The 20,078-nt window shown below is 69.0% G+C and carries 20 protein-coding genes and 1 tRNA gene; 17 read left to right on the plus strand and 4 right to left on the minus strand.

All coding sequences use genetic code 11. The features are described from left to right. The first annotated feature begins 77 nt into the window (after nt 1–77). Nucleotides 78–2,933, plus strand: coding sequence for a pitrilysin family protein (locus HNP51_RS01540; RefSeq protein ID WP_184266270.1), 2,856 nt, complete (start codon nt 78–80; stop codon nt 2,931–2,933). A gap of 64 nt (nt 2,934–2,997) precedes the next feature. Here HNP51_RS01540 and HNP51_RS01545 read toward each other — a convergent pair whose 3' ends face one another. Beyond that, nucleotides 2,998–3,426, minus strand: a complete 429-nt coding sequence (locus HNP51_RS01545; RefSeq protein ID WP_184266273.1) for a hypothetical protein — start codon at nt 3,424–3,426, stop codon at nt 2,998–3,000. Nucleotides 3,427–3,490: 64 nt separating this feature from the next. Between HNP51_RS01545 and HNP51_RS01550 the strand changes: the two genes are divergently transcribed. The 3 genes from HNP51_RS01550 to HNP51_RS01560 are packed head-to-tail and all read left to right on the plus strand — an operon-like array spanning nt 3,491 to nt 7,165. Further along, on the plus strand, nt 3,491–4,261 hold the full coding sequence (locus HNP51_RS01550) for an NYN domain-containing protein (RefSeq protein ID WP_311769884.1): 771 nt from the start codon (nt 3,491–3,493) through the stop codon (nt 4,259–4,261). Between the two features lie 58 nt (nt 4,262–4,319). Further along, complete coding sequence (gene cobT / locus HNP51_RS01555; protein ID WP_184266276.1) at nt 4,320–6,191, plus strand: cobaltochelatase subunit CobT; 1,872 nt, start codon at nt 4,320–4,322, stop codon at nt 6,189–6,191. Continuing rightward, entirely contained in the window at nt 6,188–7,165 is a 978-nt protein-coding gene (locus tag HNP51_RS01560; protein ID WP_184266279.1) for an esterase-like activity of phytase family protein, read from the plus strand. Before cobT ends, HNP51_RS01560 begins: the two co-directional genes overlap by 4 nt. 27 nt (nt 7,166–7,192) lie before the next feature. On the opposite strand, the gene HNP51_RS01565 is transcribed toward HNP51_RS01560, so the two are convergent. From HNP51_RS01565 to HNP51_RS01575, 3 genes are read right to left on the minus strand one after another with little or no spacing between them, the layout of a single operon-like run. Further along, nucleotides 7,193–7,783, minus strand: coding sequence for a demethoxyubiquinone hydroxylase family protein (locus tag HNP51_RS01565; RefSeq protein WP_184266282.1), 591 nt, complete (start codon nt 7,781–7,783; stop codon nt 7,193–7,195). 10 nt (nt 7,784–7,793) lie between these two features. Continuing rightward, entirely contained in the window at nt 7,794–8,333 is a 540-nt protein-coding gene (locus HNP51_RS01570; protein WP_184266285.1) for a disulfide bond formation protein B, read from the minus strand. A 36-nt stretch (nt 8,334–8,369) separates the two neighbouring features. Then, complete coding sequence (locus HNP51_RS01575) at nt 8,370–8,951, minus strand: YqaA family protein (protein ID WP_184266288.1); 582 nt, start codon at nt 8,949–8,951, stop codon at nt 8,370–8,372. Nucleotides 8,952–9,143: 192 nt separating this feature from the next. Between HNP51_RS01575 and hppD the strand changes: the two genes are divergently transcribed. The 13 genes from hppD (at nt 9,144) to HNP51_RS01640 (ending at nt 20,016) form a co-directional block, all read left to right on the plus strand. Further along, entirely contained in the window at nt 9,144–10,232 is a 1,089-nt protein-coding gene (hppD, locus tag HNP51_RS01580) for a 4-hydroxyphenylpyruvate dioxygenase (protein WP_184266291.1), read from the plus strand. Further along, on the plus strand, nt 10,233–10,418 hold the full coding sequence (locus HNP51_RS01585; RefSeq protein WP_184266293.1) for a hypothetical protein: 186 nt from the start codon (nt 10,233–10,235) through the stop codon (nt 10,416–10,418). A 156-nt stretch (nt 10,419–10,574) separates the two neighbouring features. Next, nucleotides 10,575–11,654, plus strand: coding sequence for an isoaspartyl peptidase/L-asparaginase family protein (locus HNP51_RS01590; RefSeq protein WP_184266296.1), 1,080 nt, complete (start codon nt 10,575–10,577; stop codon nt 11,652–11,654). Then, entirely contained in the window at nt 11,651–12,019 is a 369-nt protein-coding gene (locus HNP51_RS01595) for a cupin domain-containing protein (protein WP_184266299.1), read from the plus strand. Before HNP51_RS01590 ends, HNP51_RS01595 begins: the two co-directional genes overlap by 4 nt. Continuing rightward, nucleotides 12,016–12,486 carry an isoprenylcysteine carboxylmethyltransferase family protein gene (locus tag HNP51_RS01600; RefSeq protein ID WP_184266302.1) on the plus strand — a complete coding sequence of 157 codons (471 nt, stop codon included), beginning with the start codon at nt 12,016–12,018 and terminating at the stop codon, nt 12,484–12,486. The genes HNP51_RS01595 and HNP51_RS01600 overlap by 4 nt, the downstream gene beginning before the upstream one ends. Further along, on the plus strand, nt 12,477–12,767 hold the full coding sequence (locus HNP51_RS01605) for a hypothetical protein (RefSeq protein WP_184266304.1): 291 nt from the start codon (nt 12,477–12,479) through the stop codon (nt 12,765–12,767). Before HNP51_RS01600 ends, HNP51_RS01605 begins: the two co-directional genes overlap by 10 nt. A 67-nt stretch (nt 12,768–12,834) precedes the next feature. Continuing rightward, complete coding sequence (locus HNP51_RS01610) at nt 12,835–13,842, plus strand: fumarylacetoacetate hydrolase family protein (RefSeq protein ID WP_184266307.1); 1,008 nt, start codon at nt 12,835–12,837, stop codon at nt 13,840–13,842. Between the two features lie 63 nt (nt 13,843–13,905). Next, entirely contained in the window at nt 13,906–14,778 is an 873-nt protein-coding gene (locus tag HNP51_RS01615) for a hypothetical protein (RefSeq protein ID WP_184266310.1), read from the plus strand. A 79-nt stretch (nt 14,779–14,857) separates the two neighbouring features. Next, nucleotides 14,858–14,942, plus strand: a tRNA-Leu gene (locus tag HNP51_RS01620). A 295-nt stretch (nt 14,943–15,237) separates the two neighbouring features. Then, nucleotides 15,238–15,846 (plus strand): TetR/AcrR family transcriptional regulator, encoded by a 609-nt coding sequence (locus HNP51_RS01625; RefSeq protein WP_184266313.1) that lies wholly within the window; start codon nt 15,238–15,240, stop codon nt 15,844–15,846. Next, complete coding sequence (locus HNP51_RS01630) at nt 15,843–17,528, plus strand: MFS transporter (protein WP_184266315.1); 1,686 nt, start codon at nt 15,843–15,845, stop codon at nt 17,526–17,528. The genes HNP51_RS01625 and HNP51_RS01630 overlap by 4 nt, the downstream gene beginning before the upstream one ends. 13 nt (nt 17,529–17,541) lie before the next feature. Then, complete coding sequence (locus HNP51_RS01635; protein ID WP_184266318.1) at nt 17,542–18,675, plus strand: HlyD family secretion protein; 1,134 nt, start codon at nt 17,542–17,544, stop codon at nt 18,673–18,675. 72 nt (nt 18,676–18,747) lie between these two features. After that, nucleotides 18,748–20,016, plus strand: coding sequence for a multidrug effflux MFS transporter (locus HNP51_RS01640; RefSeq protein ID WP_114817617.1), 1,269 nt, complete (start codon nt 18,748–18,750; stop codon nt 20,014–20,016). Nucleotides 20,017–20,078: the final 62 nt, after the last annotated feature.

Here is a 20,078-nt window from a genome sequence, read left to right on the forward strand (position 1 = left end):
GACGAATGTGTCGCGTTGCCGTGACGTCCTGCGCAGCTAAGGTTCGGCCCAGCATTTTCTGTTGGGGACTGAAATCCATGCGCCTTGCCGCCTCATCCGTCGCGCTCGCCGCCCTTGTGGCTGTCGCTTCGCCCGTCCTGGCTCATACCGCTGCGCCCGCCGCCGCGCCGGCTATGACCGCGCCGTCAGCCACGCCGCTGCGCGGGGCGCCGGTGTCGGAACTGGTCGCGCGCGTCGATATTCCGTGGAAGCGCTTCCAGCTGGACAACGGCCTGACGGTGCTGGTCCACGAGGACCGCAAGGCGCCGGTGGTGGCGGTGTCGGTCTGGTACAATGTCGGCTCCAAGGACGAGCCCAAGGGTTCGACCGGCTTCGCCCACCTGTTCGAGCATCTGATGTTCGGCGGGTCGGAGAACTCGCCGTCCAGCCATATCCAGACGATGAATGCGGCCGGGGCCACGGGCCTGAACGGCACGACCTGGTTCGACCGCACCAATTACTTCCAGACGGTGCCGACCCCGGCGCTGGAGTACACGCTCTATCTGGAATCCGACCGTATGGGCTATCTGCTGGGGCAGGTCAGCCAGGAGGTGCTGGATCTGCAGCGCGGCGTCGTTCAGAACGAGAAGCGCCAGGGCGACAACCAGCCCTACGGCCTGACCTATTACGCCACGCTGGAAGCCCTCTTCCCCGAGGGTCACCCCTATCGCCACTCGACCATCGGCTCGATGGCCGATCTGGACGCCGCCAGCATGGAGACGGTGCGCGACTGGTTCCGCGAGAACTATGGTCCCAACAACGCCGTCCTGGTCCTGTCGGGCGACATCGACGAGGCCAAGGCCCGCGAACTGACCCAGAAATACTTCGGCGCCATCGCCCGCGGCCCGGTCAACACCCCGGCGGCGGCCCCCATCCCGACCCTGGCGGCGCCGGTCGAGCAGGTGCTGCACGACCGCGTCGCCCAGACCCGCATCAGCCGCACCTGGACAACGCCGGGCCTGAACGACCCGGACTCGGTGCCGCTGAGCGTCGGCGCCTCGGTGCTGGGCGGTCTGGCCAGCTCGCGTCTGGACAACGTCCTGGTGCGCGACGAGCAGATCGCCTCCAGCGTCTCGGCCGGCAACCAGGTGTTCCAGCGCGTCAGCATGTTCAGCTATTCGGCCATGGTGAAGCCGGGCGCCGACGCCGACGCCGTGGCCAAGCGCATGGACGCGGTCCTGGCCGACCTGATCGCCAACGGACCCACCCAGGACGAGATCGACCGGGTCGTGACGCAGTACGCCTCGCGCCGCATCCAGGGCCTGGAAATGGCCAACGGCAAGGCTTCGGTCCTGGCCGAGGGTCAGCTGTATTCGGGCGATCCCGACTTCTACAAGAAGGAGCTGGCGGCCTACGCCGCGGTGACCCCGGCCCAGGTGCAGGCGGCGATGAAGAAGTGGCTGAGCCGCCCGGTCTATAGCCAGATCGTCAAGCCAGGCGAGCGCGAGGCCTATGTCGACGCCGCCGCCGCCCCGTCGGGCGCCACCCCGACGCCGGCCGCGCCGATCCAGCGCGTGGCCCGCGAGGCCACGCCGGCCATCGGAGAGGTGTCCAACGTCGACTTCCCGGCGGTGGAGCGCGCCGCCCTGTCGAACGGGATCGAGGTGGTTTACGCCCGCTCGACCACCGTGCCGGTGACCCGCGTGGCCCTGGAGTTCGACGCCGGCGTCGCGGCCGACCGCGCCGACCGCCTGGGCGCCCACACCCTGATGCTGAACGTCATGCAGGAAGGCACCACGACGCGCGATTCCAAGGCCCTGGCCGAGGCCCAGGAACGTCTGGGCGCCAGCGTCTCGGTCGGTTCGTCGATGGACCGCACCACGGCCAGTCTGTCGACCGTGACCACCAACCTGCAGCCGTCGCTGACCCTGCTGTCGGACGTGGTGCGCAACCCCGCCTTCGCCCCGGCCGAGATCGAGCGTCTGCGCGCGGTGCGTCTGGCCGCCCTGGCCAATGAGAAGACCCAGCCCGCCGCGATCGCCGGTCGCGCCCTGCCGCCGCTGATCTATGGCGAGGGCCATCCCTACGGTCGTTCGTTCAGCGGCACAGGCGACGAAGCCGTCATCCGCAGCCTGACGCGCGACGATCTGACGGCCGAACACGCCGCCTGGATCCGCCCCGACAACGCCAAGCTGTTCGTGGTCTCGGACTTGCCGCTAGCCGAACTGAAGCCGCAGCTGGAAGCGGCCTTCGGCGACTGGCGCGCGCCGACGACGGCCAAGGGGACCAAGGCCTTCACCGCCGCCCTGCCCGAGACCTCGGCGCGGATCGTCCTGATCGACCGTCCGCAGTCGCCGCAGTCGCTGATCTACGGCGGTCAGGTGCTGCCGGTGTCGGGCACGGACGACCTGTTGACCCTGACCACGGCCAACACCGTGCTGGGCGCCGACTTCCTGTCGCGGATCAACGCCGACCTGCGCGAGACCAAGGGCTGGTCCTACGGCGTGCGCGGCAACGTCAGCACCTTGCAGAACCGCTCGCCCTACATCGTCAACGCCCCGGTCCAGGCCAACCGCACCGGCGAATCCATCGCGGCCCTGATCGGCCAGTACGAACGCTTCCTGAGCGCCGACGGCGTGACCCAGGCCGAGCGCGACCGCACCGTGCTGGGCGACACGCGCGGCCTGTCGGGCAGCTACGAGACCTCGGCCCAGGTGCTGGGCGCCATGCGCTCCAACGCCCTCTACGGTCGTCCCGACGGCTATCAGGAAACCCTGGCCGGCCGCATCAACGCCCTGACGGCGGAACAGATGGACGCCGCCGCCCGCGCCGCCATCAAGCCGGACACCTTCGTCTGGGTGGTGGTCGGCGATGCCTCGGTGGTCAAGCCGCAACTGGACGCTCTGGGTCTGCCGGTCGAGGTGCGCTCGGCCACGCCGACGACGGCCCAGTAGGCCGCCTCAGCCCACGAAAAGGAAAGGCCGGCGGGGCGACCCGCCGGCCTTTTTCGTTGAGCGCCTATCGTTTGCGGAAGCGGGCGGCGTCGGCGGCCAGGCTGGAACCCCAGTCGGTCGTGGGGTGGTCGGGCTCGGCGTGGAAGGGCAGTTCGCCGGCGACGCCGCGGATCGCCAGGGCCAGAGGCAGGGCGTAGTGAGGCAGAAGGCGCAGCGGCTTCCGGCGCTTGTCGGTCACGTCCCAGCCCAGGGCCTCGAAGGCCTCGGCCAGATCGGCGCCTTCCAGACGGTGGATGTCGTCCCAATCGGCGGGCAGTTCGACGGCCTCGGCGGCGTCGCCGGTCAGGCCGAACAGGGCCTGGGTCAGGGCGTCGATCTCGGGGAACTCGTCGCGGGCGTCGGGATCGGCGTAGCGCGGCTTCATCAGCGCCTTCAGTTCCAGATCATCGACGCCGGGCAGGTCGATCAGGCGGCGCAAGGGGGCTTGGGTCATGGCCCGCCATAGCACAATCACTGGCTGTTGACCGCGCCCGCGAGCGGTAAGAGGCTGGCGCGTCGTGAAGATCATTGAGGCCCGCTCCATGCCGACCGACCTGCCCACCGCCGCCCGCGCGCCGCGCCTGGCCGTGCTGATCGACGGCGAGAACGCCTCGGCCCGCATCGCCGAGGCCCTGTTCACCGAAATCGCCACCCTGGGCGAGGCCAGCGCCAGACGCATCTATGGCGACGCGGCCAGTCCGTCGCTGAAGGGATGGATCGAGGTCCTGCCCCGCTGGGCCATCCAGTGGCAGCAGAATTTCGCCAACACCAGGGGCAAGAACTCCGGCGACATCGCACTGGTGATCGACGCCATGGACCTGCTGCATTCGGGGCGGTTCGACGGCTTCTGCCTGGTGTCGTCGGACAGCGACTTCACCCGGCTGGCGGCGCGCATCCGCGAGCAGGGGGTGCCGGTCTATGGCTTTGGCGAGCGCAAGACGCCGGAAAGCTTCCGCCAGGCCTGCACCCGCTTCATCTATACCGAGAACCTGACGGGACGGAGCGGCGGCGCCGACGACAGCGAAGAGCCGACGCCCGCGCCGGTCGCCGAGAAAAAGCCGTCGGACGCCGTGCGCCTGATCGCCGCCGCCATCGCCGACATGGACGAGGACGGCGACGGCTGGGTCAATATCGGCGGCATCGGCAACCGGCTGAGGAACGCCTATCCCGACTTCGACCAGCGTACCTACGGCCACGCCAAGCTGTCCGACCTGATCCGCGCCACCGGCCGTTTTGACGTCGAGGCCGGGGCGGGCGGGGCCATGCGGGTGCGGGTCAAACCCCGCTAAGTCCAAGTAAGAGCCGCCGCCCCCTTCCCCCGCGCGCGGGGTGGTCTATGTGTGGGCCATGGCCGCCGCAGAGACCCCCGTCGAGACCTTCAAACGCGCTTTGGCGAACGCCGCGCGCGCCCTGGCCGAGCAGGCCGAGCTGGAGGTGAACTTTGGTTCGGACGGGCCGAGGCTGTCCAACGGCGTCCTGACCCTGCCCCATCCGCCGCGCGATCCGGCAGGGCCCGAGAGCGCGACCCTGCGCGGTCAGGCCGACCGGCTGGCCCTGCGGCTGGCCAATCACGACGAGGCCCTGAACGCCCGACTGCGGCCGATTGACCAGACGGCGGCGGAGGTGTTCGACGCGGTCGAGCAGGCCCGGGTCGAGGCGGTCGGGGCGCGCGAACTGAAGGGCGTGCGCAACAATATGAACGCGGCGCTTCTGACCCGGCTGGAGAAGTCGGGCGCCCTTAGGGCCGAGGCCGAGCGGGTGCCGGTGGCCGAGGCGGCGGCCCTTCTGGTGCGCGAGCGGCTGACGGGCGAGCCCTCGCGCGACGGGCTCAAGACCATGCTGGATCTGGTGCGGTCCAATATGGAGCTGAAGGCGGGGGCCGAACTGGACGCCCTGGCCGCGGTGGCCGACGACCAGACGGCGTTTGCGGCGAAGCTGAAAGACGTGCTGCGGGCGCTGGACCTCGACCCCGGCGACGGCCAGGCCGAGGACGCCAATGACGAGGAGGGCGAGGACGAGCCGGACGGCTCGCAGCAGGACGCGCCGGACGAGCAGGAACAGGAAGAAGAGGACGGCGGCGAAGGCGGGCAGTCGCTGGAGGGCACGGCCGACGACCAGTCCGCCGAGGACGAGCGCCAGACCCGCCCCGACGGCGCCCCGGCCGATCCCGACGGCGAGGCCTCGGACGACGGCCCCGAAATGAACGAAGGCGCCCTGCCCAATCGTCAGGACAGCGTCGACGACGGGCGCGCCGTGGACGCCTATCGCGTCTTCACCACCGCCTATGACGAGACCATCGGCGCCGAAGAGCTGTGCGACCCGATGGAGTTGGACCGGCTGCGGTCGCTGCTGGACGCGCAACTGGCGACCCTGTCGAGCGTGGTGTCGCGTCTGGCCAACAAGCTGCAGCGCCGCCTGATGGCGCAGCAGAACCGCAGCTGGGCCTTTGATCTGGAGGAGGGCGTGCTGGACACCGCGCGCCTGACCCGCGTCATCACCGATCCGACCAGCCCCCTGTCGTTCAAGATGGAGAGCGAGAGCCCGTTCCGGGACACGGTCGTGACCCTGCTGATCGACAACTCGGGCTCGATGCGCGGGCGGCCTATCATGGTGGCGGCGGTCTGCGCCGACATCCTGGCGCGGACGCTGGAGCGGTGCGGGGTCAAGGTCGAGATTCTGGGCTTCACCACCCGCGCCTGGAAAGGCGGGCAGTCGCGCGAGGCCTGGATCAGCGCCGGCAAACCGGCGAACCCAGGCCGTCTGAACGACCTGCGCCACATCATCTATAAGTCCGCCGACGCGCCCTGGCGCCGGGCCAAGAAGAACCTGGGCCTGATGATGCGCGAGGGCCTGCTGAAGGAAAACATCGACGGCGAGGCCCTGACCTGGGCGCACGAGCGGTTGCTGGGCCGGACCGAGTCGCGCCAGATCCTGATGGTGATTTCCGACGGCTCGCCGGTGGACGACTCGACCCAATCGGCCAACGCCGCCCTCTATCTGGACAAGCACCTGCGGCAGGTGATCGAGCAGATCGAGACCAAGTCGCCGGTCGAACTGATCGCCATCGGCATCGGCCACGACGTGACCCGCTGGTACCGCCGCGCCGTGACCATCGTCGACGTCGAGCAACTGGCGGGCGTCATGACCGAGAAGCTGGCTGAACTGTTCGAGGCCAAGCCGAAGACGGTGCCGAGGTCTGCGGGGAAACGCGCGGCGTGAACCGCCGGGTCTATGTCGCGGCGCTGGCGGCGCTGACGCTGGCGGCCTGCGCCAGCGCGGTCGTCACCTCGCAACCGTGGACGCCGACGCCCGAGGCGGACGGCTGGAGCCCGGTCAGCGTCTCGACCCGCGCGGTGGGGCTGGGCCTGCCCGGCGCCAGGCTGGCGAAGGGCGTGCGGTTCGCGGGCGGCGTGACTCTTCTGGCCGACCGCAACTCGCCGCTGCACAGCCTGTCGGACCTGAAGCTGACCGGCGACGGCGGCTTCATCGCCGTGTCCGACGTCGGCGATCTGGCGCGCGGGCGGCTGAGGCTCGACACGGACGGCCGATTGATCGGGCTGGACGGTTTTCAGGTGCGCCGCCTGACCTTGGGCGACGGCGCACCGATCCGCCGCAAGCCCGAGGGCGACGCCGAGGGGCTGGCGCTCACTGCGAACGGCGACCTGCTGGTCAGCTTCGAGCGCGAGCACCGCCTCTGGAACTACGGCCCGCTGACCGCGCTGCGGGCGCGACCCGAGACCATGCGCCGACCCGACGTCCCCTTCGCCGAGAACGACGGGATGGAGGCGCTGGCCGTCTCAGGCGACGGCTGGCTGGTCGCGGGCGAGGCGGGCGGGGTCTGGGACTGTTCGGCGGCGGGCTGCGCCGTTCTGACGGCGCCGCCTGAGGCGCCGATCCCATTTCACGACTATCGCATCACCGGCGTGGATCGCGATCCGGCGGGGGACGGCTGGTTCGTGGTGCAACGGTCCTTCGGCTTTCCGGGGGGCCTGAGGGCGCGAGTGCGACGGATGGCGGCGGACGGGAGCCTGGGCCCGGTGCTGGTCGAGCTGAAGCTGCCCGGCACGACCGATAATTTCGAAGGGATCGCCGCCGAACGGCGCGGCGACCGGACGCGAATCTACATCCTGTCCGACGACAACGACTTCGCCTTGCAGCGGACGATGATGCTGGCGTTCGATGTAGCCGCCTGATCCTTCTCCCCTTGCGGGAGAAGGGCGCTAGATCCGTTCGCTGATCTTGATGGCGGCCTTGCAGCCGACCTTGATGACGCTGCTGAGTAGCCGGTAAGCCGGCGCCTCGCGGCTGCCGTGGGCGATGGCGTGGTCGTGGTGGGCCAGTTCCTCTTCGCGGAACCTGGTCAGTTCGGCGGCCAGTTCGGGGTCGCGGTCGCGGACCTCCTCGATCTGGTCGGCGTAGTGTTGCTCGATGACGCTCTCGACCGCCTCGGTGCAGGCGTGGGCGGCTTTCTCGCTGATCAGGGCGGTGCCGGCGCCGAGCGCCGTGGCGGCCAGCTTCCACAGCGGGATCATGGCCGTGGGGCGGACGCGGTTCTCGGTCAGCAGGGCCTCGAAGCGGGCCAGGTGGACGGCCTCATGGCCCTCCATCTCGGTCAGGTCGGCGGCGATGGCGGCCTTGCCCTTGCGGCCTTCCAGCACGGCGCGCTGGGCGCGGTAGATGTGGACGGCGGCGAACTCGCCCGCGTGGTCGACGCGCAGCATTTCGGCCATCCGGGCGCGGGTCTGGCCCACGCCGGGGCGCGGCAGGGGGATGCGGCGGGCGGCGGCGACGGTGTCGGATGCCTCGGTCATGGTCTGCCTTCTACACCTTCGGCGCGCGTGCGTCCTTGGGACGTTTCGCCGCCAGCAGGCTGAAGATCGCCAGCGCCAGGGAGATGAAGAAGTTCCAGCCCGCCATCGAAATCCCGAACAGGCTCCACGGCACGTCGCCGCAGCCGACGATGGGCTTCATCTCGGCCGTGCCGTCGGCCAGGGCGGCGAGGCCGCTGAGGTCGATGGTGGTCGACGGGGCGGCCGAGCAGGTGGCCGGCAGTTCCCACCACTTCAGTTCTCCGCCCGCGTGATAGCCCGCTGTGATCGCCCCGGTGAAGAAGACGGCGGCCAGCAGGAAGGAGGCGATGCGCGGCGTGCCGCGGCTGGCGCGGCTGAACACGGCCCAGAAGGTGGCGGCCCCGGCGATGGCCACAGCGGCCCAATAGACCTCGCGCTGCTTGAGGCAAAGGTTGCACGGCGGCAGGCCGGCGAACCGCTCGAAGGCGTGGGCCGCGCCCAGCATGGCAAGCGAGGCCGCCAGCGCGAAGGCGGTCCACCAGCGGGTCAGGCGTTGATACAGGCGCGTCATGGCGCCTTTCTTAGACGCAGCCGAGGCCCGCGTCGATCAGTGTCCGACAAGCTTGACCGCAAAGACGGCGCCGACCAGCAGGACGAGGAAAAGCACGGTGAACAGGGCCAGCCGTTTCTCGATCACGGCCAGCATGGGCTCGCCCCAGCGCTTGAGCACGAAGGCCACCAGGAAGAAACGGGCGCAGCGCGTGATCACGCACAGGGCGACGAACAGAGCCAGATTGAACTGGAAGATGCCCGAGGCGATGGTGATCAGCTTGAACGGGATCGGCGTCAGCCCCTTGATCAGGATGACCCAGGCCCCGTGCTGCTGGAACAGGGCCTTGGAGGCCTCGAAGGTGTCGGCCTTTCCCAGTACGGCCAGCATCCACATGCCCACCGGCTCCAGGAAGAAGCCGATGGCGTAGCCGAGCAGGCCGCCCAACACCGAGGCCACGGTGCAGACCGTGGCGTAGAAATAGGCGCGATCCGGTCGGGCCAGCACCATGGGCGCCAGCATGACGTCGGGCGGAATGGGGAAGAAGGAGCTTTCCGCGAAGGAGACCACGGCCAGCGACCGGGTAGCGTGACGGTGGCGGGCCAGAGAGAAGACCCAGTCATAGAGCTTGCGAAGCATTCAGGCGTCCCGGTTGCGCCTGCGGCTCCTAGCAGGCCGCGACTGGACGCGCATCCGTCGATAATCGCCTGCGACACCGCAACGTGTCCTGTTTCGGATCAGCCCCGCCTTGCGCCCGACGGGGGGCGCCCATTAGGTTCCGCCCCAATCGGCGGCAGGAGCCGCCACTAAAATATTGAGAGGAGACGCGTCATGCAGGACGCCGCCGCCAAACTCGACCAGGAAAACCCGCTGGGCGTGGACGGTTTCGAATTCGTGGAATTCACCGGCCCCGAGCCGGAATCCATGATCGCTCGTCTGGAGCTGATGGGCTTCACCCAGACCCATGTGAACCCGACCACGGACGCCGTGCGCCTGAAGCAGGGCGACATCACCATGCTGGTCAACCGCAGCCCCAAGGGCCAGGCGGCGGACTTCGCCAAGGATCATGGCCCCTCGGCCAACGGCATGGCCTTCCGCGTCGCCGACGCCAAGGCCGCCTATGAGGGCGCGCTGGAACGCGGCGCCCGCGCCGCCGAGGGGGTGCATGGCGGCGCTCTGGGGAACGACTATCCCTACATCCTGCAGGGCATCGGCGGCAGCCTGCTCTACGTCATCGACCAGTACGGCGAGCAGGGCTCGCTATATGAGGCCTGGGACGAGATCGAGGGCTGGGAAGAGGCCGAGCGCAAGAACTCCATGGGTCTCGAAATCCTCGACCACCTGACCCACAACGTGCGTCGCGGCGAGATGCGCACCTGGTCGGGCTTCTACGGCTCGGTCTTCAACTTCGAAGAGCAGAAGTATTTCGACATCAAGGGCAAGGCGACCGGCCTGTTCTCGCAGGCCATGATCGCGCCCGACCGCGCCATCCGCATCCCGCTGAACGAGAGCCAGGACGACAACTCGCAGATCGAGGAGTTCCTGCGTCGCTACAACGGCGAGGGCATCCAGCACATCGCCCTGACCACCGAGAACATCTTCGAGACGGTCGAGGCCATGAAGGCGCGCGGCGTGGCCTTCCAGGACACGATCGAGACCTATTTCGAGCTGATCGACAAGCGCCTGCCCAACCATGGCGAGGACGTGGAGCGGATGCGCAAGAACCGCATCCTGATCGACGGTTCCGACGAGGAAGGCCTGCTGCTGCAGATCTTCACCCAGGACACCTTTGGCCCGATCTTCTTCGAGATCATCCAGCGCAAAGGCAACGAGGGCTTCGGCAACGGCAACTTCCAGGCCCTGTTCGACTCGATCGAGCTGGACCAGATCCGTCGCGGCGTCATCAAGGTCGACGCCTGAATGAAGATGCGGCCGCCGCACTGGCTGCCCTGGCTCGGCCCGCTTCTGGCGGCCGGGGCCGGGGCGCTGGCCGGGGAATACTGGCTGGGGGGAGGCTTCTGGGTGGTGCTGTTCGCCGCCCTGTTCTGCGGCTTCGCCCCCATCCTGGCCTACCGCGTGTGGAAGCAACTGCACCATCGGCGCTAGCCTTTTCCTCCCCACTCTGTGGGGAGGGGGACCGCGTAGCGGTGGAGGGGGCTACGCTGACATCCGCCGTCGAGCCGCCCCCTCCGTCACGGTCGCTTGCGCGACCGCGCCACCTCCCCACAGAGTGGGGAGGAAAGAACTGAGGGGAAACCGCCGATGAAATCCGTCCTGACCGCCGCAGCCGCCCTGACCCTGCTGGCCTCGCCGGCCCTTGCCCAAGAGGCCCCGACCTGGTCGCTGGCCATCCACGGCGGCGCGGGCGTGATCGAACGCGCCAACCTGAGCCCGGAACGCGACGCGGCCTATCGCGCCGGGCTTCAGGCCGCACTGGACGCCGGTTCGGCGGTTCTGGCCCAGGGCGGGTCCTCGCTGGATGCGGTTCAGGCCGCGGTTCAGACCATGGAAGACAACCCCCTGTTCAACGCCGGGCGCGGGGCGGTCTTCACCGCCGCCGGCCAGAACGAGCTGGACGCCGCCGTGATGAACGGCGCTGACGTATCCGCCGGGGCCGTGGCCGGCCTGACCCGCACCCGCCACCCCATCGCGGCGGCCCGCGCGGTGATGGAGCGCTCGCCCCACGTCATGCTGATCGGCGAAGGCGCCGAGACCTTCGCCGCCTCGGTCGGGCTGGAACAGGTCGAGCCGAGCTTCTTCTTCACCGAAAGCCGCTGGCAGGCCCTGCTGAAGGCCCTGCGTGACAAGGGCCTGCCCCTGCCGCCGCGCCCGGCGGGCGCCCCGCCGGAACCCTCGACCCTGGGCAAACCCGTGCCTCTGGCCTCGCTCAACGAAGCCCCGCTGGACGAGCGCAAGTTCGGCACGGTCGGCGCCGTGGCTCTGGACAGCCAGGGGCGTCTGGCCGCCGCCACCTCGACCGGCGGCATGACCGCCAAGCAGTGGGGCCGGGTCGGCGACGTGCCGGTGATCGGCGCCGGCACCTACGCCTCCAACGCCGACGGCTGCGCCGTCTCGGCCACCGGATCGGGCGAGTATTTCATCCGCGCCACCGTGGCGCGCGACATCTGCCATCGCACGGCCGTGGGGATGGCGGTACAGCCCGCCGCCGACGCCGAGATCGCAGAGGTCGGGGCCATCGGCGGCAGCGGCGGCGTCATCGTCATGGGCCAGGACGGCGCGGTCGCCTTCTCGATGAACACCTCGGGCATGTATCGCGGCGAGGCCGGTTCGGACCGCACGTCGCGCGTCGCCATCTACGCCGACGAAGACGCCTCGCGATGACCGGACAGGTCGTCGATCTGGCGCAGAAGTTCGGCGGCTTTTCCGACCACTGGCGGCCGCGCGTCGCCGCCCGGCTGAACGGTCAGGACGTGCGGCTGGTCAAGGTGCAGGGGATCTTCCCCTGGCACAGCCACGCCGACGCCGAAGAGATGTTTCTGGTCTGGAAGGGCCGGTTCCGGGTCGAGTTCCGCGACCGCATCGAGAACCTGGAGCCCGGCCAGTTCATCGTCGTGCCGCGCGGGGTCGAACACCGCACCGCCGCCGACGAGGAGGCCGAGGTGATGATCTTCGAACCCTCGGAGGTGATCAACACCGGCGACGCCCCGACCTCCGACTTCACCGCGCCGACAGGGCAGACGATATGACGACACGCGACCATCCCGGCGTCATCGCCCCGCCGCCGCTGATCTATCTCGGCTTCCTGCTGGCGGGATACGGCGTCGGCCAGCTGGTCAGCGAGCCGTCGCTGGGGCTCGACGTCAGTCTGAGGCGCGGCCTGGCCTTCGTCCTGGTGATCGCCGGCCTGCTGCTGGACGGGATCGCGGCGGGGACCTTCCGCCGTCTGGGCACCCCGCCCGAGCCGTGGAAGCCGACCACGGCCTTGGCCACCGGGGGCCTCTACAAGTTCAGCCGCAACCCGATCTATGTCGGTTTCGCCGTCACCTACGCCGGGTTCGCCATGGCCATGGACAGCCCTGTCGCCCTGGCCCTTCTGGTCCCCTGCCTGATGGTCGTGGACCGCTTCGTCATTCAGCGTGAAGAGCGCTATCTGAGCGCCAAGTTCGGCGCCGAATACCAGGCCTATCAAGGAAAGGTCCGCCGATGGCTGTGACCCCGAATCGCCCCGCCCCGCACGCCGACGAACTGTCAGAGATGGCCATCGAGGAACTGGACGCCGCCTGCGGCCTGCTGTGGGTCGAGATGAAGGCCATCACCCCCTGGGGCGACGTCTATGAGGGGGTGGCCCTGTCCGGCCGCGCGGTCGAGATCGAGCGCCGCTATCTGTGGTCGCACGAGCCAGCCGGCGCCATCGCCGTCGAGGTCGAGGTGCGCGATCCGGCCTTGCGCACCGGGGCCGAGGCCCGCGCCGTGATCTCGCCCCCGAATAGTTGATCGAACGGCGGCTTTACGACCGTCGAGACCGCTTCCCAACCGTCCCGCCTCGGACTAGCTTCGCCCTATGAAACTCGCCTCGCTCAAGCACGGCCGTGACGGCCGCCTCGTCGTCGTCTCCAAGGACCTGAACTGGTTCACGGATGCCTTCCTGATCGCGCCGACGCTGCAGGCGGCGCTGGATGACTGGGACCGTTGTGAGCCGCTGCTGCGGGCCCTGGCCGAGAGCCTGGAGCATGAAGCCGTGCCGCGCGGCCGCTTCCACGAGCGCGACGCGGCCGCCCCCCTGCCCCGCGCCTATCAGTGGGCCGACGGCTCGGCCTATGTGAACCACGTCGAACTGGTGCGCAAAGCGCGCGGGGCCGAGATGCCGGCGACCTTCTGGACCGACCCGCTGATGTATCAGGGCGGCTCCGATCAGTTCATGGGTCCGCGCGACGCCATCCCGCTGAAGGACGAGGCCTGGGGCTGCGACCTGGAGGCCGAGATCGTGGTCGTGACCGGCGACGTGCCGCTGGGCGCAACGCGCGACGAGGCCCTGGCCTCGATCCGTCTGGTCGGCCTGGTCAACGACGTGTCCTTGCGCAACCTGATCCCCGGCGAACTGGCCAAGGGCTTCGGCTTCGTCCAGTCCAAGCCGGCCAGCGCCCTGTCGCCGGTCTTCGTCACCCCTGATGAACTCGGTGATCGCTGGAAGGACGGCAAGCTGTCGGGCGAGCTTCTGGTCCAGTTGAACGGCGCCGAGTTCGGCAAGGCCGACGCGGGCGTGGACATGACCTTCGACTTCGGCGTGCTGATCGCCCATCTGGCCAAGACCCGCGCCCTGATCGCCGGCTCCATCATCGGCTCCGGCACCGTGTCGAACAAGGACGCCGACGGCGGCCCGGGCAAGCCGGTGGCCGAGGGCGGTCTGGGCTATTCCTGCATCGCCGAGGTCCGCACCGTCGAGACCATCCTGACCGGCGAAGCCAAGACCCCCTTCCTCAAGCACGGCGACACCGTCCGCATCGAGATGCTGGACGACGGGCGCCACACCATCTTCGGCGCCATCGAACAGACGGTCGCGCCCGCCTGATCTCCGCTTTTCGAGCGCCGTTCGCCGGGCTAGGCTGACGGCGTTCGGAAGGGGGAGCTTCATATGTCGTCGCAAACCATGAGCGCGCTGATCAGCATCAGCGTGGCCCTGGTCGTCGCCCAGCCGGCCGCGGCTCAGGCTCAGGCTCAGGCTCAGGCTCGCGATGTACCCGCTGACTGGGACCTGACGCTCAAGCCGGAAGAAAGGCTGACGACCGCCCATACCGAATTCGACAACGGCCTGGTGCTGGGCGCGCGGTGCCAGGGCGCCACGTTCCAGGTCCTGATCGGCGGCCTGCCCGAGGCCCCTGCCGCGCGCGATCTGATGAGCGCGCGGCGCATGCTCGGCATCGGCTTCGGCGACGACACCGTCTCCGAACAGGGCTTCATGATGGGCGACAACCGCAGCGTCGTCTTCGCCGAACGGCCCTCGTCGCTCGCCCGCAGCATGCGCAAGGGCGGAAGGATGCAGATCGTCGTCGCCGGCGCCGGCGCCGGCGGTCGCAACCTGCGCTATGTCGTCGACTTGCCGCCCTCCAACGCCGCGATCGATCAGGCCCTGGGCGCCTGCGGCCACCCCCTGGTCGATCCCCGCGACCTCGAATTCGAGGGCCTGGAGGACGACGGCCTGCCGGCCAACATCAAATGGCGACGCATGCCAGAGACCAGCTATCCTGAGGGCCGTACCTATACCGCGGGCTTCGCCGTCGTGACCTGCCTGGCCCGCCCGGATGGACGACTGTCGGACTGCGTCGTGGAAACCGAGTTCCCTGCCAACGGCGGGTTTGGCGACGCCGCGCTCAAGGCCACGCGATCCGGTCGCCTGGAGAACCGCGACGGCGGCGCCGTGCCGCTGACCCGCATCGTCTATCGGACCAATTTCAAAATGGGGGAACCGACATCGGGCGGCAGAATTCGCAGCAGCCGAAGCGAATAGGTCGCCGTCGCCGTCAGTCGCGCAGTCAGCGATTGACCCGGCGAATTCCGCCGCTAGATTGCGCGCCTCCCAGACCTGTGCGGGTGTGGTGGAATTGGTAGACGCGCTGGATTCAAAATCCTGTTCCGAAAGGAGTGCCGGTTCGACCCCGGCCACCCGCACCATCTGTGCTTGGCTCGAAAGCCCCGTCGAAAGGCGGGGCTTTTGCTTTTCCGGGTCTCTTCAGGCGCGAACGCCGGGACATCGGCGTCGCGCCAGGCCCGAGGACCGCGGAGCCCGTCGCCCTCACGGGCGGGGGTTTTTCATCCCAAGGCCAAAATCACCTTCCAGCCAGGGCCTCGCGAGGTCGGCGTCGTCGCGAACGCAGCCTCGGCCATTCTGACGCGTTGCGACGGTGAACAAAGGAATCTGCGGCCTCCCCTTGATTAAGCGGACACAAGTGTCCACTTGGCGTTCTCCATGACTCGTCCCCTTAGAAAAGACGCCGCCGAACGACGCGAGGCGCTGCTGAAAGCGGCCGCCGAGGCTTTTGCGTATGACGGGCTGGACACGCCGCTGCACCTGATCGCCGAGCGGGCGGGGGTTGGGCGGGCGACGCTGTATCGCAATTTCGCCGACCGCTCCGAGCTGGCCCTGGCGGTGTTTGTCGGCCAGATCGACGACCTGGGCCGGCGCACGCACGAACGGCTGGACCACCCCGAGGTCTTCCTGTGGTTCCTGGCCCAGATGGTCGAGCTGATGATCCAGAGCGCGGGCCTGTCCAGCGCCATCCGCGACCTGAGGGACGAGGCCCTGGCCCCGATCCGCGCGGGTCTGAAGCAGGCGGGCGCCGAGGCCCTGGCGGTGTCGCAGGCGGCGGGGCGAGTGCGGCCCGATCTGACCGTCGAGGACATCCGGGTCCTCGCCCTGATGCTGGGCGCGCCCTCGCGCACCGCCCCGGCCGACGACCGCGACGCCCTGAGCCGCCGGGCGCTGGCGTTGGTGCTGGACGCGGTCCGGCCGCAAGCCGGTGAAGCTGAGTGGCCGCAAGCCGGCCAGGGAACAAGTCCGCAGGGGCGCCCCGCATGAGCCGCCGCGACTGGAACCTGCCCTGGGACGAGTATCTGGCGACGCTGAAGCCGCACGAGCGGCCGGCCCTGCCCGGCTCGCCCGCCACCCCCGACCATTCGACGCCGATGCGCTGGGCCTATGCCGCCGTGGGGATTCTGGTGGCTCTGACCGGCAGTCTGGGCAATGCGGCGGTGACGGCCAATATTCCGCAGCTGGCGGGCGACCTGGGCGTGACCATCGCCGAGGCGACCTGGCTGCCGGTCATCTTCGTCATGACCAACGCCTGCATGAACCTGCTGCTGGTCAAGTTCAGGATGCAGTACGGCCTGCGGCTGTTCACCGAGATCATCCTGGTCGTCTTCCTGGCGACGGCGGCGGCGCACCTGTTCCTCGAGGACTTCGGCTCGACCCTGGTGGTGCGCGGCATCGCCGGGATGGCCGCGGCGGGGATGTCGACCCTGGGCATCCTTTACATCATCCAGGCCTTTCCGGCGCAGCACCGGCTGAAGGGAATCATCATCGGCGTCGGCCTGTCCAGCCTGGCTATTCCCTTGGCGCGGCTAGGGATCGGCCCCCTGCTGGACCACGACCTGTGGCGGGCCGTCTATATGTTCGACCTGGGGCTGGTGCTGATCGCCCTGCCCGCCGTCTTCGCCCTGAAGATGCCGCCGTCGCAGCGGGTCAAGACTTTTGAGAAGCTGGACTTCGTCACCTTCGCCCTGTTCGCGCCGGGGGTGGCCCTGCTGACCGCCGTGCTGGGACTGGGGCGCATCGTCTGGTGGACCGAGGCGGCCTGGATCGGCTGGGCCCTGGTCGGCGCCCTGGTCCTGCTGACCGCCGCTGTCGTCATCGAATACAACCGCGCCAATCCGCTGATCGACCTGAAATGGCTGGCGGGCGGGGATATCGTGCGGCTGCTGCTCGCCATCCTGCTGGTGCGGATCGTCCTGTCGGAACAGACGACCGGCGCGGTCGGCTTCCTGCAACAGATGGGTCTGGGCATCGACCAGATGCACGGCCTGTTCTGGGTCATGCTGCTGGCCACAGCGGCGGGGACCCTGACCAGCGCCCTGACCCTGAACCCGATGAAGCTGTGGAAGCCCATCTCCATCGCCCTCGCCCTGATCGCCGTCGGCGCCTTCATGGACAGCCACGCGACAGTGCTGACGCGACCGGTGGACCTCTATTTCAGTCAGGCCCTGTTGGCCTTCGCTGCCGCCTTCTTCATCGGCCCCACCATGATCATCGGTTTCGGCAAGGTCTTGCAGGGCGGGGGCAAGAACCTGATCAGCTTCATCGTCGTCTTCTCCATCGGCCAGAACATCGGCGGCCTGATGGGCTCGGCCCTGGTCGGCACGGTTCAGACGATCCGCGAGAAATATCACTCCAACCAGCTGGCCGAGCACATCGACCTGGGCGATCCAGAGGTGGTGCTGCGGCTGCAGCAACTGGGCGGGGCCTATGCCCACGTCATCGGCGACGCGGCCCAGAGACAGGGCGCGGCGCTGAAACTGCTGCAACAGCAGGTCAGCCAGCAGGCCCAGGTCCTGGCCTACAACGACGTTTTCCTGCTGATCTCGGGCGCCGCCGCCGTGGGCGCGCTCTGGGTCGCCGCCAACCATTTCCGCCCCCGTATCGAGGCGCGCCGCGCCGCCCACCGCGAGGCGGCGCAAGCCGCCGCCGCCGCCGCTGTCGAATGACCCGGACCCGACCATGACCGACGCCACACCCGCTCCCGCCCCTGCGCCCGCCGCTCCTCCTCCTCCCGCCCCGGCCCCCGCCGCGCCGCCGCCGTCCAACGACCGCCGCGTGATGTGGAGCGTGGTGATGGTGCTGATCGCCCTGGTCGGCGTGGGCCTGATCCTGCACGCCTGGCGTCTGCCGCCGTTCGACGGCGGGCCGCAGACCACCGACAACGCCTATGTGCGCGGCCAGGTGACGGTCATCAGCCCGCAGGTCAGCGGCTATGTCACCTCGGTCGAGGTGCAGGACTTCCAGATGGTGAAGCAGGGCCAGTTGCTGGCGACCATCGACGACCGTATCTATCGCCAGAAGCTGGAGCAGGCGAAGGCGTCGCTGCATTCAGCGGAAGCCGCCCTGGCCAACTCGGCCCAGAGCCAGGCCTCGGCTCGGGGTTCCGTGGCCCAGACCCGCGCGTCTATCGCCGCCGCCGAATCCGCCGTGACCAAGGCCCGCGCCGACGCCCAACGCGTCCGCACCCTGTTCGCCGGCGGATGGGTGGCCCAGGCCCAGGTGGACACAGCCCAGAACGCCCTGCGCGCCGCCGAGGCCCAGTTGGCCGCCGCCCGCGCCGCCGAGGGCGTGGCCCAGACCGGCGTCACCTCTGCGGTCGTCGGGCGCGGCTCGCTGGAGGCCGCCGTCGAGAACGCCCAGGCCCAGGTGCGTCTGGCCCAGATCGACCTGGAAAACACCCGCATCACCGCCCCGCGCGCTGGTCGTCTGGGCGAGGTTTCCGTCCGCGTCGGCCAGCAGGTCTCGGTCGGCACGCAACTGATGGCCCTGGTGCCGGATGCGGTCTGGGTAACGGCCAATATGAAGGAGACGCAGATGCGCGACATCCGCGTCGGCCAGCCGGTCGAGATCTCGGTCGACGTCCTGGGCGGCCAGACGCTGAAGGGGCGGGTCGAGCGCATCTCGCCCGCCACCGGGTCCGAGTTCAGCGTCATCCGCCCCGACAACGCCACCGGCAACTTCACCAAGGTGGCCCAGCGCGTGCCGGTTCGCATCTCCATCGATCCCGGTCAGGAAGCCGCCGCGCGGCTGGCCCCCGGCATGTCGGTGACGGCGCGAATCGATGTCAGCGCGAGCGGTGAAAAGACGCGCTGACATCATGGTGCAACGCAAAATTGATGCAGCTTCAGGGTTGCGTCAGCCTGTCGCAGCCCGCAATTGGTCCCGATGACCAGCGCCCCGACCACCTCTCCCTCAAGTCCGGGGGCCGCCGCGCCCAAGGGGCCGGGGTTCGCCGAATTCGTCTGCCTGATCGCCATCATGATGGCGATGAACGCCTTGGCCATCGACGCCATGCTGCCGGCCCTGCCGCACATCGGCGAAGACCTGGGCGTCGCCAACGAGAACACGCGCCAGTGGGTCATCACCGCCTATCTGCTCGGCTTCGGCGGGGCGCAGCTGTTCTACGGCCCGCTGTCGGATCGCTATGGCCGTCGTCCGGTGCTGTTCGTCGGCATCGGCCTCTATGTCCTGTTCAGCATTCTGGCCGCCTTCGCCGCCTCGTTCGAGCTGCTGATCCTGTCGCGCATCGGCATGGGTCTGGGCTCGGCGGCGACGCGGGTGCTGGCCGTGTCCATCGTGCGCGACCGCTATTCGGGCCGGACCATGGCGCGGGTCATGTCGCTGAGCTTCCTGGTCTTCCTGGGCGTGCCCATCCTGGCCCCGACGGTCGGCCAGTTGATCATGCTGGTGGCGCCCTGGCGCTGGATCTTCGGCTTCTTCGCCCTGTTCGGCGGGTCCTTCCTGATCTGGGCGGCCCTGCGCCTGCCCGAGACCCTGCACCCCGAAGACCGGATGCCGATCAATGTGAAGCGCATCGCCGGGGCCTTTGGCCAGGCCCTGACCAGCCGTCTGGGCATGGGCTACACCCTGGCCATGACCGCCATCAGCGGCGCCCTGTTCGCCTTCATCAACTCGTCGCAGCAGATCTTCTTCGACGTGTTCAAGTCGCCCGGCCTGTTCACCACCGTCTTCGCCCTGGTGGCCGGCGGCATCGCCCTGGCCTCGGTGTTGAACTCGCGCCTGGTGGAAAGGCTGGGCACGCGCCTGATCGCCCATACGGCCCTGTTCGGCTTCATCGGCTTTAGCCTGCTGCACGCCGTCATCGCCTGGATGGGCCACGACAGCCTGTGGATGTTCGCCGTCCTGCAGGCCTGCAAGATGTTCTGCTTCGGCTTCATCGCCGGTAATTTCGGCTCGATGGCCATGGAGCCGATGGGCCATATCGCCGGCACGGCGGCCTCGGCCCAGGGCTTCATCTCGACCATAGGCGGGGCCCTGCTGGGCTTCTGGATCGGCCAGCAGTTCGACGGCTCCACCGTGCCGATGACGGTGGGCTTCGCGGTCCTGGGCGTCGTCGCCCTGCTGCTGGTGCTGACCGCCGAGAAGGGGCGGCTGTTCAAGGCGCATCACCTCCGTCCTGTGACGGCAAGCTGAACCGAGGCTTGATCTTTACGGCGCGAGGGAGCCTTTTCGCACGCATCTGAATACGGAGCGTT

The organism is Brevundimonas bullata (assembly GCF_014207965.1).
Taxonomy (GTDB): Bacteria; Pseudomonadota; Alphaproteobacteria; order Caulobacterales; family Caulobacteraceae; genus Brevundimonas; species Brevundimonas bullata_A.

What these genes read in the sequence shown, in the direction of transcription:
- HNP51_RS01630 (WP_184266315.1), top strand. Translation starts at nt 15,843, where the DNA reads ATGAGCCGCCGCGACTGGAACCTGCCCTGGGACGAGTATCTGGCGACG.
- HNP51_RS01595 (WP_184266299.1), top strand. Translation starts at nt 11,651, where the DNA reads ATGACCGGACAGGTCGTCGATCTGGCGCAGAAGTTCGGCGGCTTTTCC.
- HNP51_RS01570 (WP_184266285.1), bottom strand. Translation starts at nt 8,333, where the DNA reads ATGACGCGCCTGTATCAACGCCTGACCCGCTGGTGGACCGCCTTCGCG.
- HNP51_RS01585 (WP_184266293.1), top strand. Translation starts at nt 10,233, where the DNA reads ATGAAGATGCGGCCGCCGCACTGGCTGCCCTGGCTCGGCCCGCTTCTG.
- HNP51_RS01625 (WP_184266313.1), top strand. Translation starts at nt 15,238, where the DNA reads ATGACTCGTCCCCTTAGAAAAGACGCCGCCGAACGACGCGAGGCGCTG.
- HNP51_RS01590 (WP_184266296.1), top strand. Translation starts at nt 10,575, where the DNA reads ATGAAATCCGTCCTGACCGCCGCAGCCGCCCTGACCCTGCTGGCCTCG.
- hppD (WP_184266291.1), top strand. Translation starts at nt 9,144, where the DNA reads ATGCAGGACGCCGCCGCCAAACTCGACCAGGAAAACCCGCTGGGCGTG.
- HNP51_RS01610 (WP_184266307.1), top strand. Translation starts at nt 12,835, where the DNA reads ATGAAACTCGCCTCGCTCAAGCACGGCCGTGACGGCCGCCTCGTCGTC.
- HNP51_RS01615 (WP_184266310.1), top strand. Translation starts at nt 13,906, where the DNA reads ATGTCGTCGCAAACCATGAGCGCGCTGATCAGCATCAGCGTGGCCCTG.
- HNP51_RS01605 (WP_184266304.1), top strand. Translation starts at nt 12,477, where the DNA reads ATGGCTGTGACCCCGAATCGCCCCGCCCCGCACGCCGACGAACTGTCA.
- HNP51_RS01545 (WP_184266273.1), bottom strand. Translation starts at nt 3,426, where the DNA reads ATGACCCAAGCCCCCTTGCGCCGCCTGATCGACCTGCCCGGCGTCGAT.
- HNP51_RS01600 (WP_184266302.1), top strand. Translation starts at nt 12,016, where the DNA reads ATGACGACACGCGACCATCCCGGCGTCATCGCCCCGCCGCCGCTGATC.
- cobT (WP_184266276.1), top strand. Translation starts at nt 4,320, where the DNA reads ATGGCCGCCGCAGAGACCCCCGTCGAGACCTTCAAACGCGCTTTGGCG.
- HNP51_RS01540 (WP_184266270.1), top strand. Translation starts at nt 78, where the DNA reads ATGCGCCTTGCCGCCTCATCCGTCGCGCTCGCCGCCCTTGTGGCTGTC.
- HNP51_RS01635 (WP_184266318.1), top strand. Translation starts at nt 17,542, where the DNA reads ATGACCGACGCCACACCCGCTCCCGCCCCTGCGCCCGCCGCTCCTCCT.
- HNP51_RS01575 (WP_184266288.1), bottom strand. Translation starts at nt 8,951, where the DNA reads ATGCTTCGCAAGCTCTATGACTGGGTCTTCTCTCTGGCCCGCCACCGT.
- HNP51_RS01565 (WP_184266282.1), bottom strand. Translation starts at nt 7,783, where the DNA reads ATGACCGAGGCATCCGACACCGTCGCCGCCGCCCGCCGCATCCCCCTG.
- HNP51_RS01640 (WP_114817617.1), top strand. Translation starts at nt 18,748, where the DNA reads ATGACCAGCGCCCCGACCACCTCTCCCTCAAGTCCGGGGGCCGCCGCG.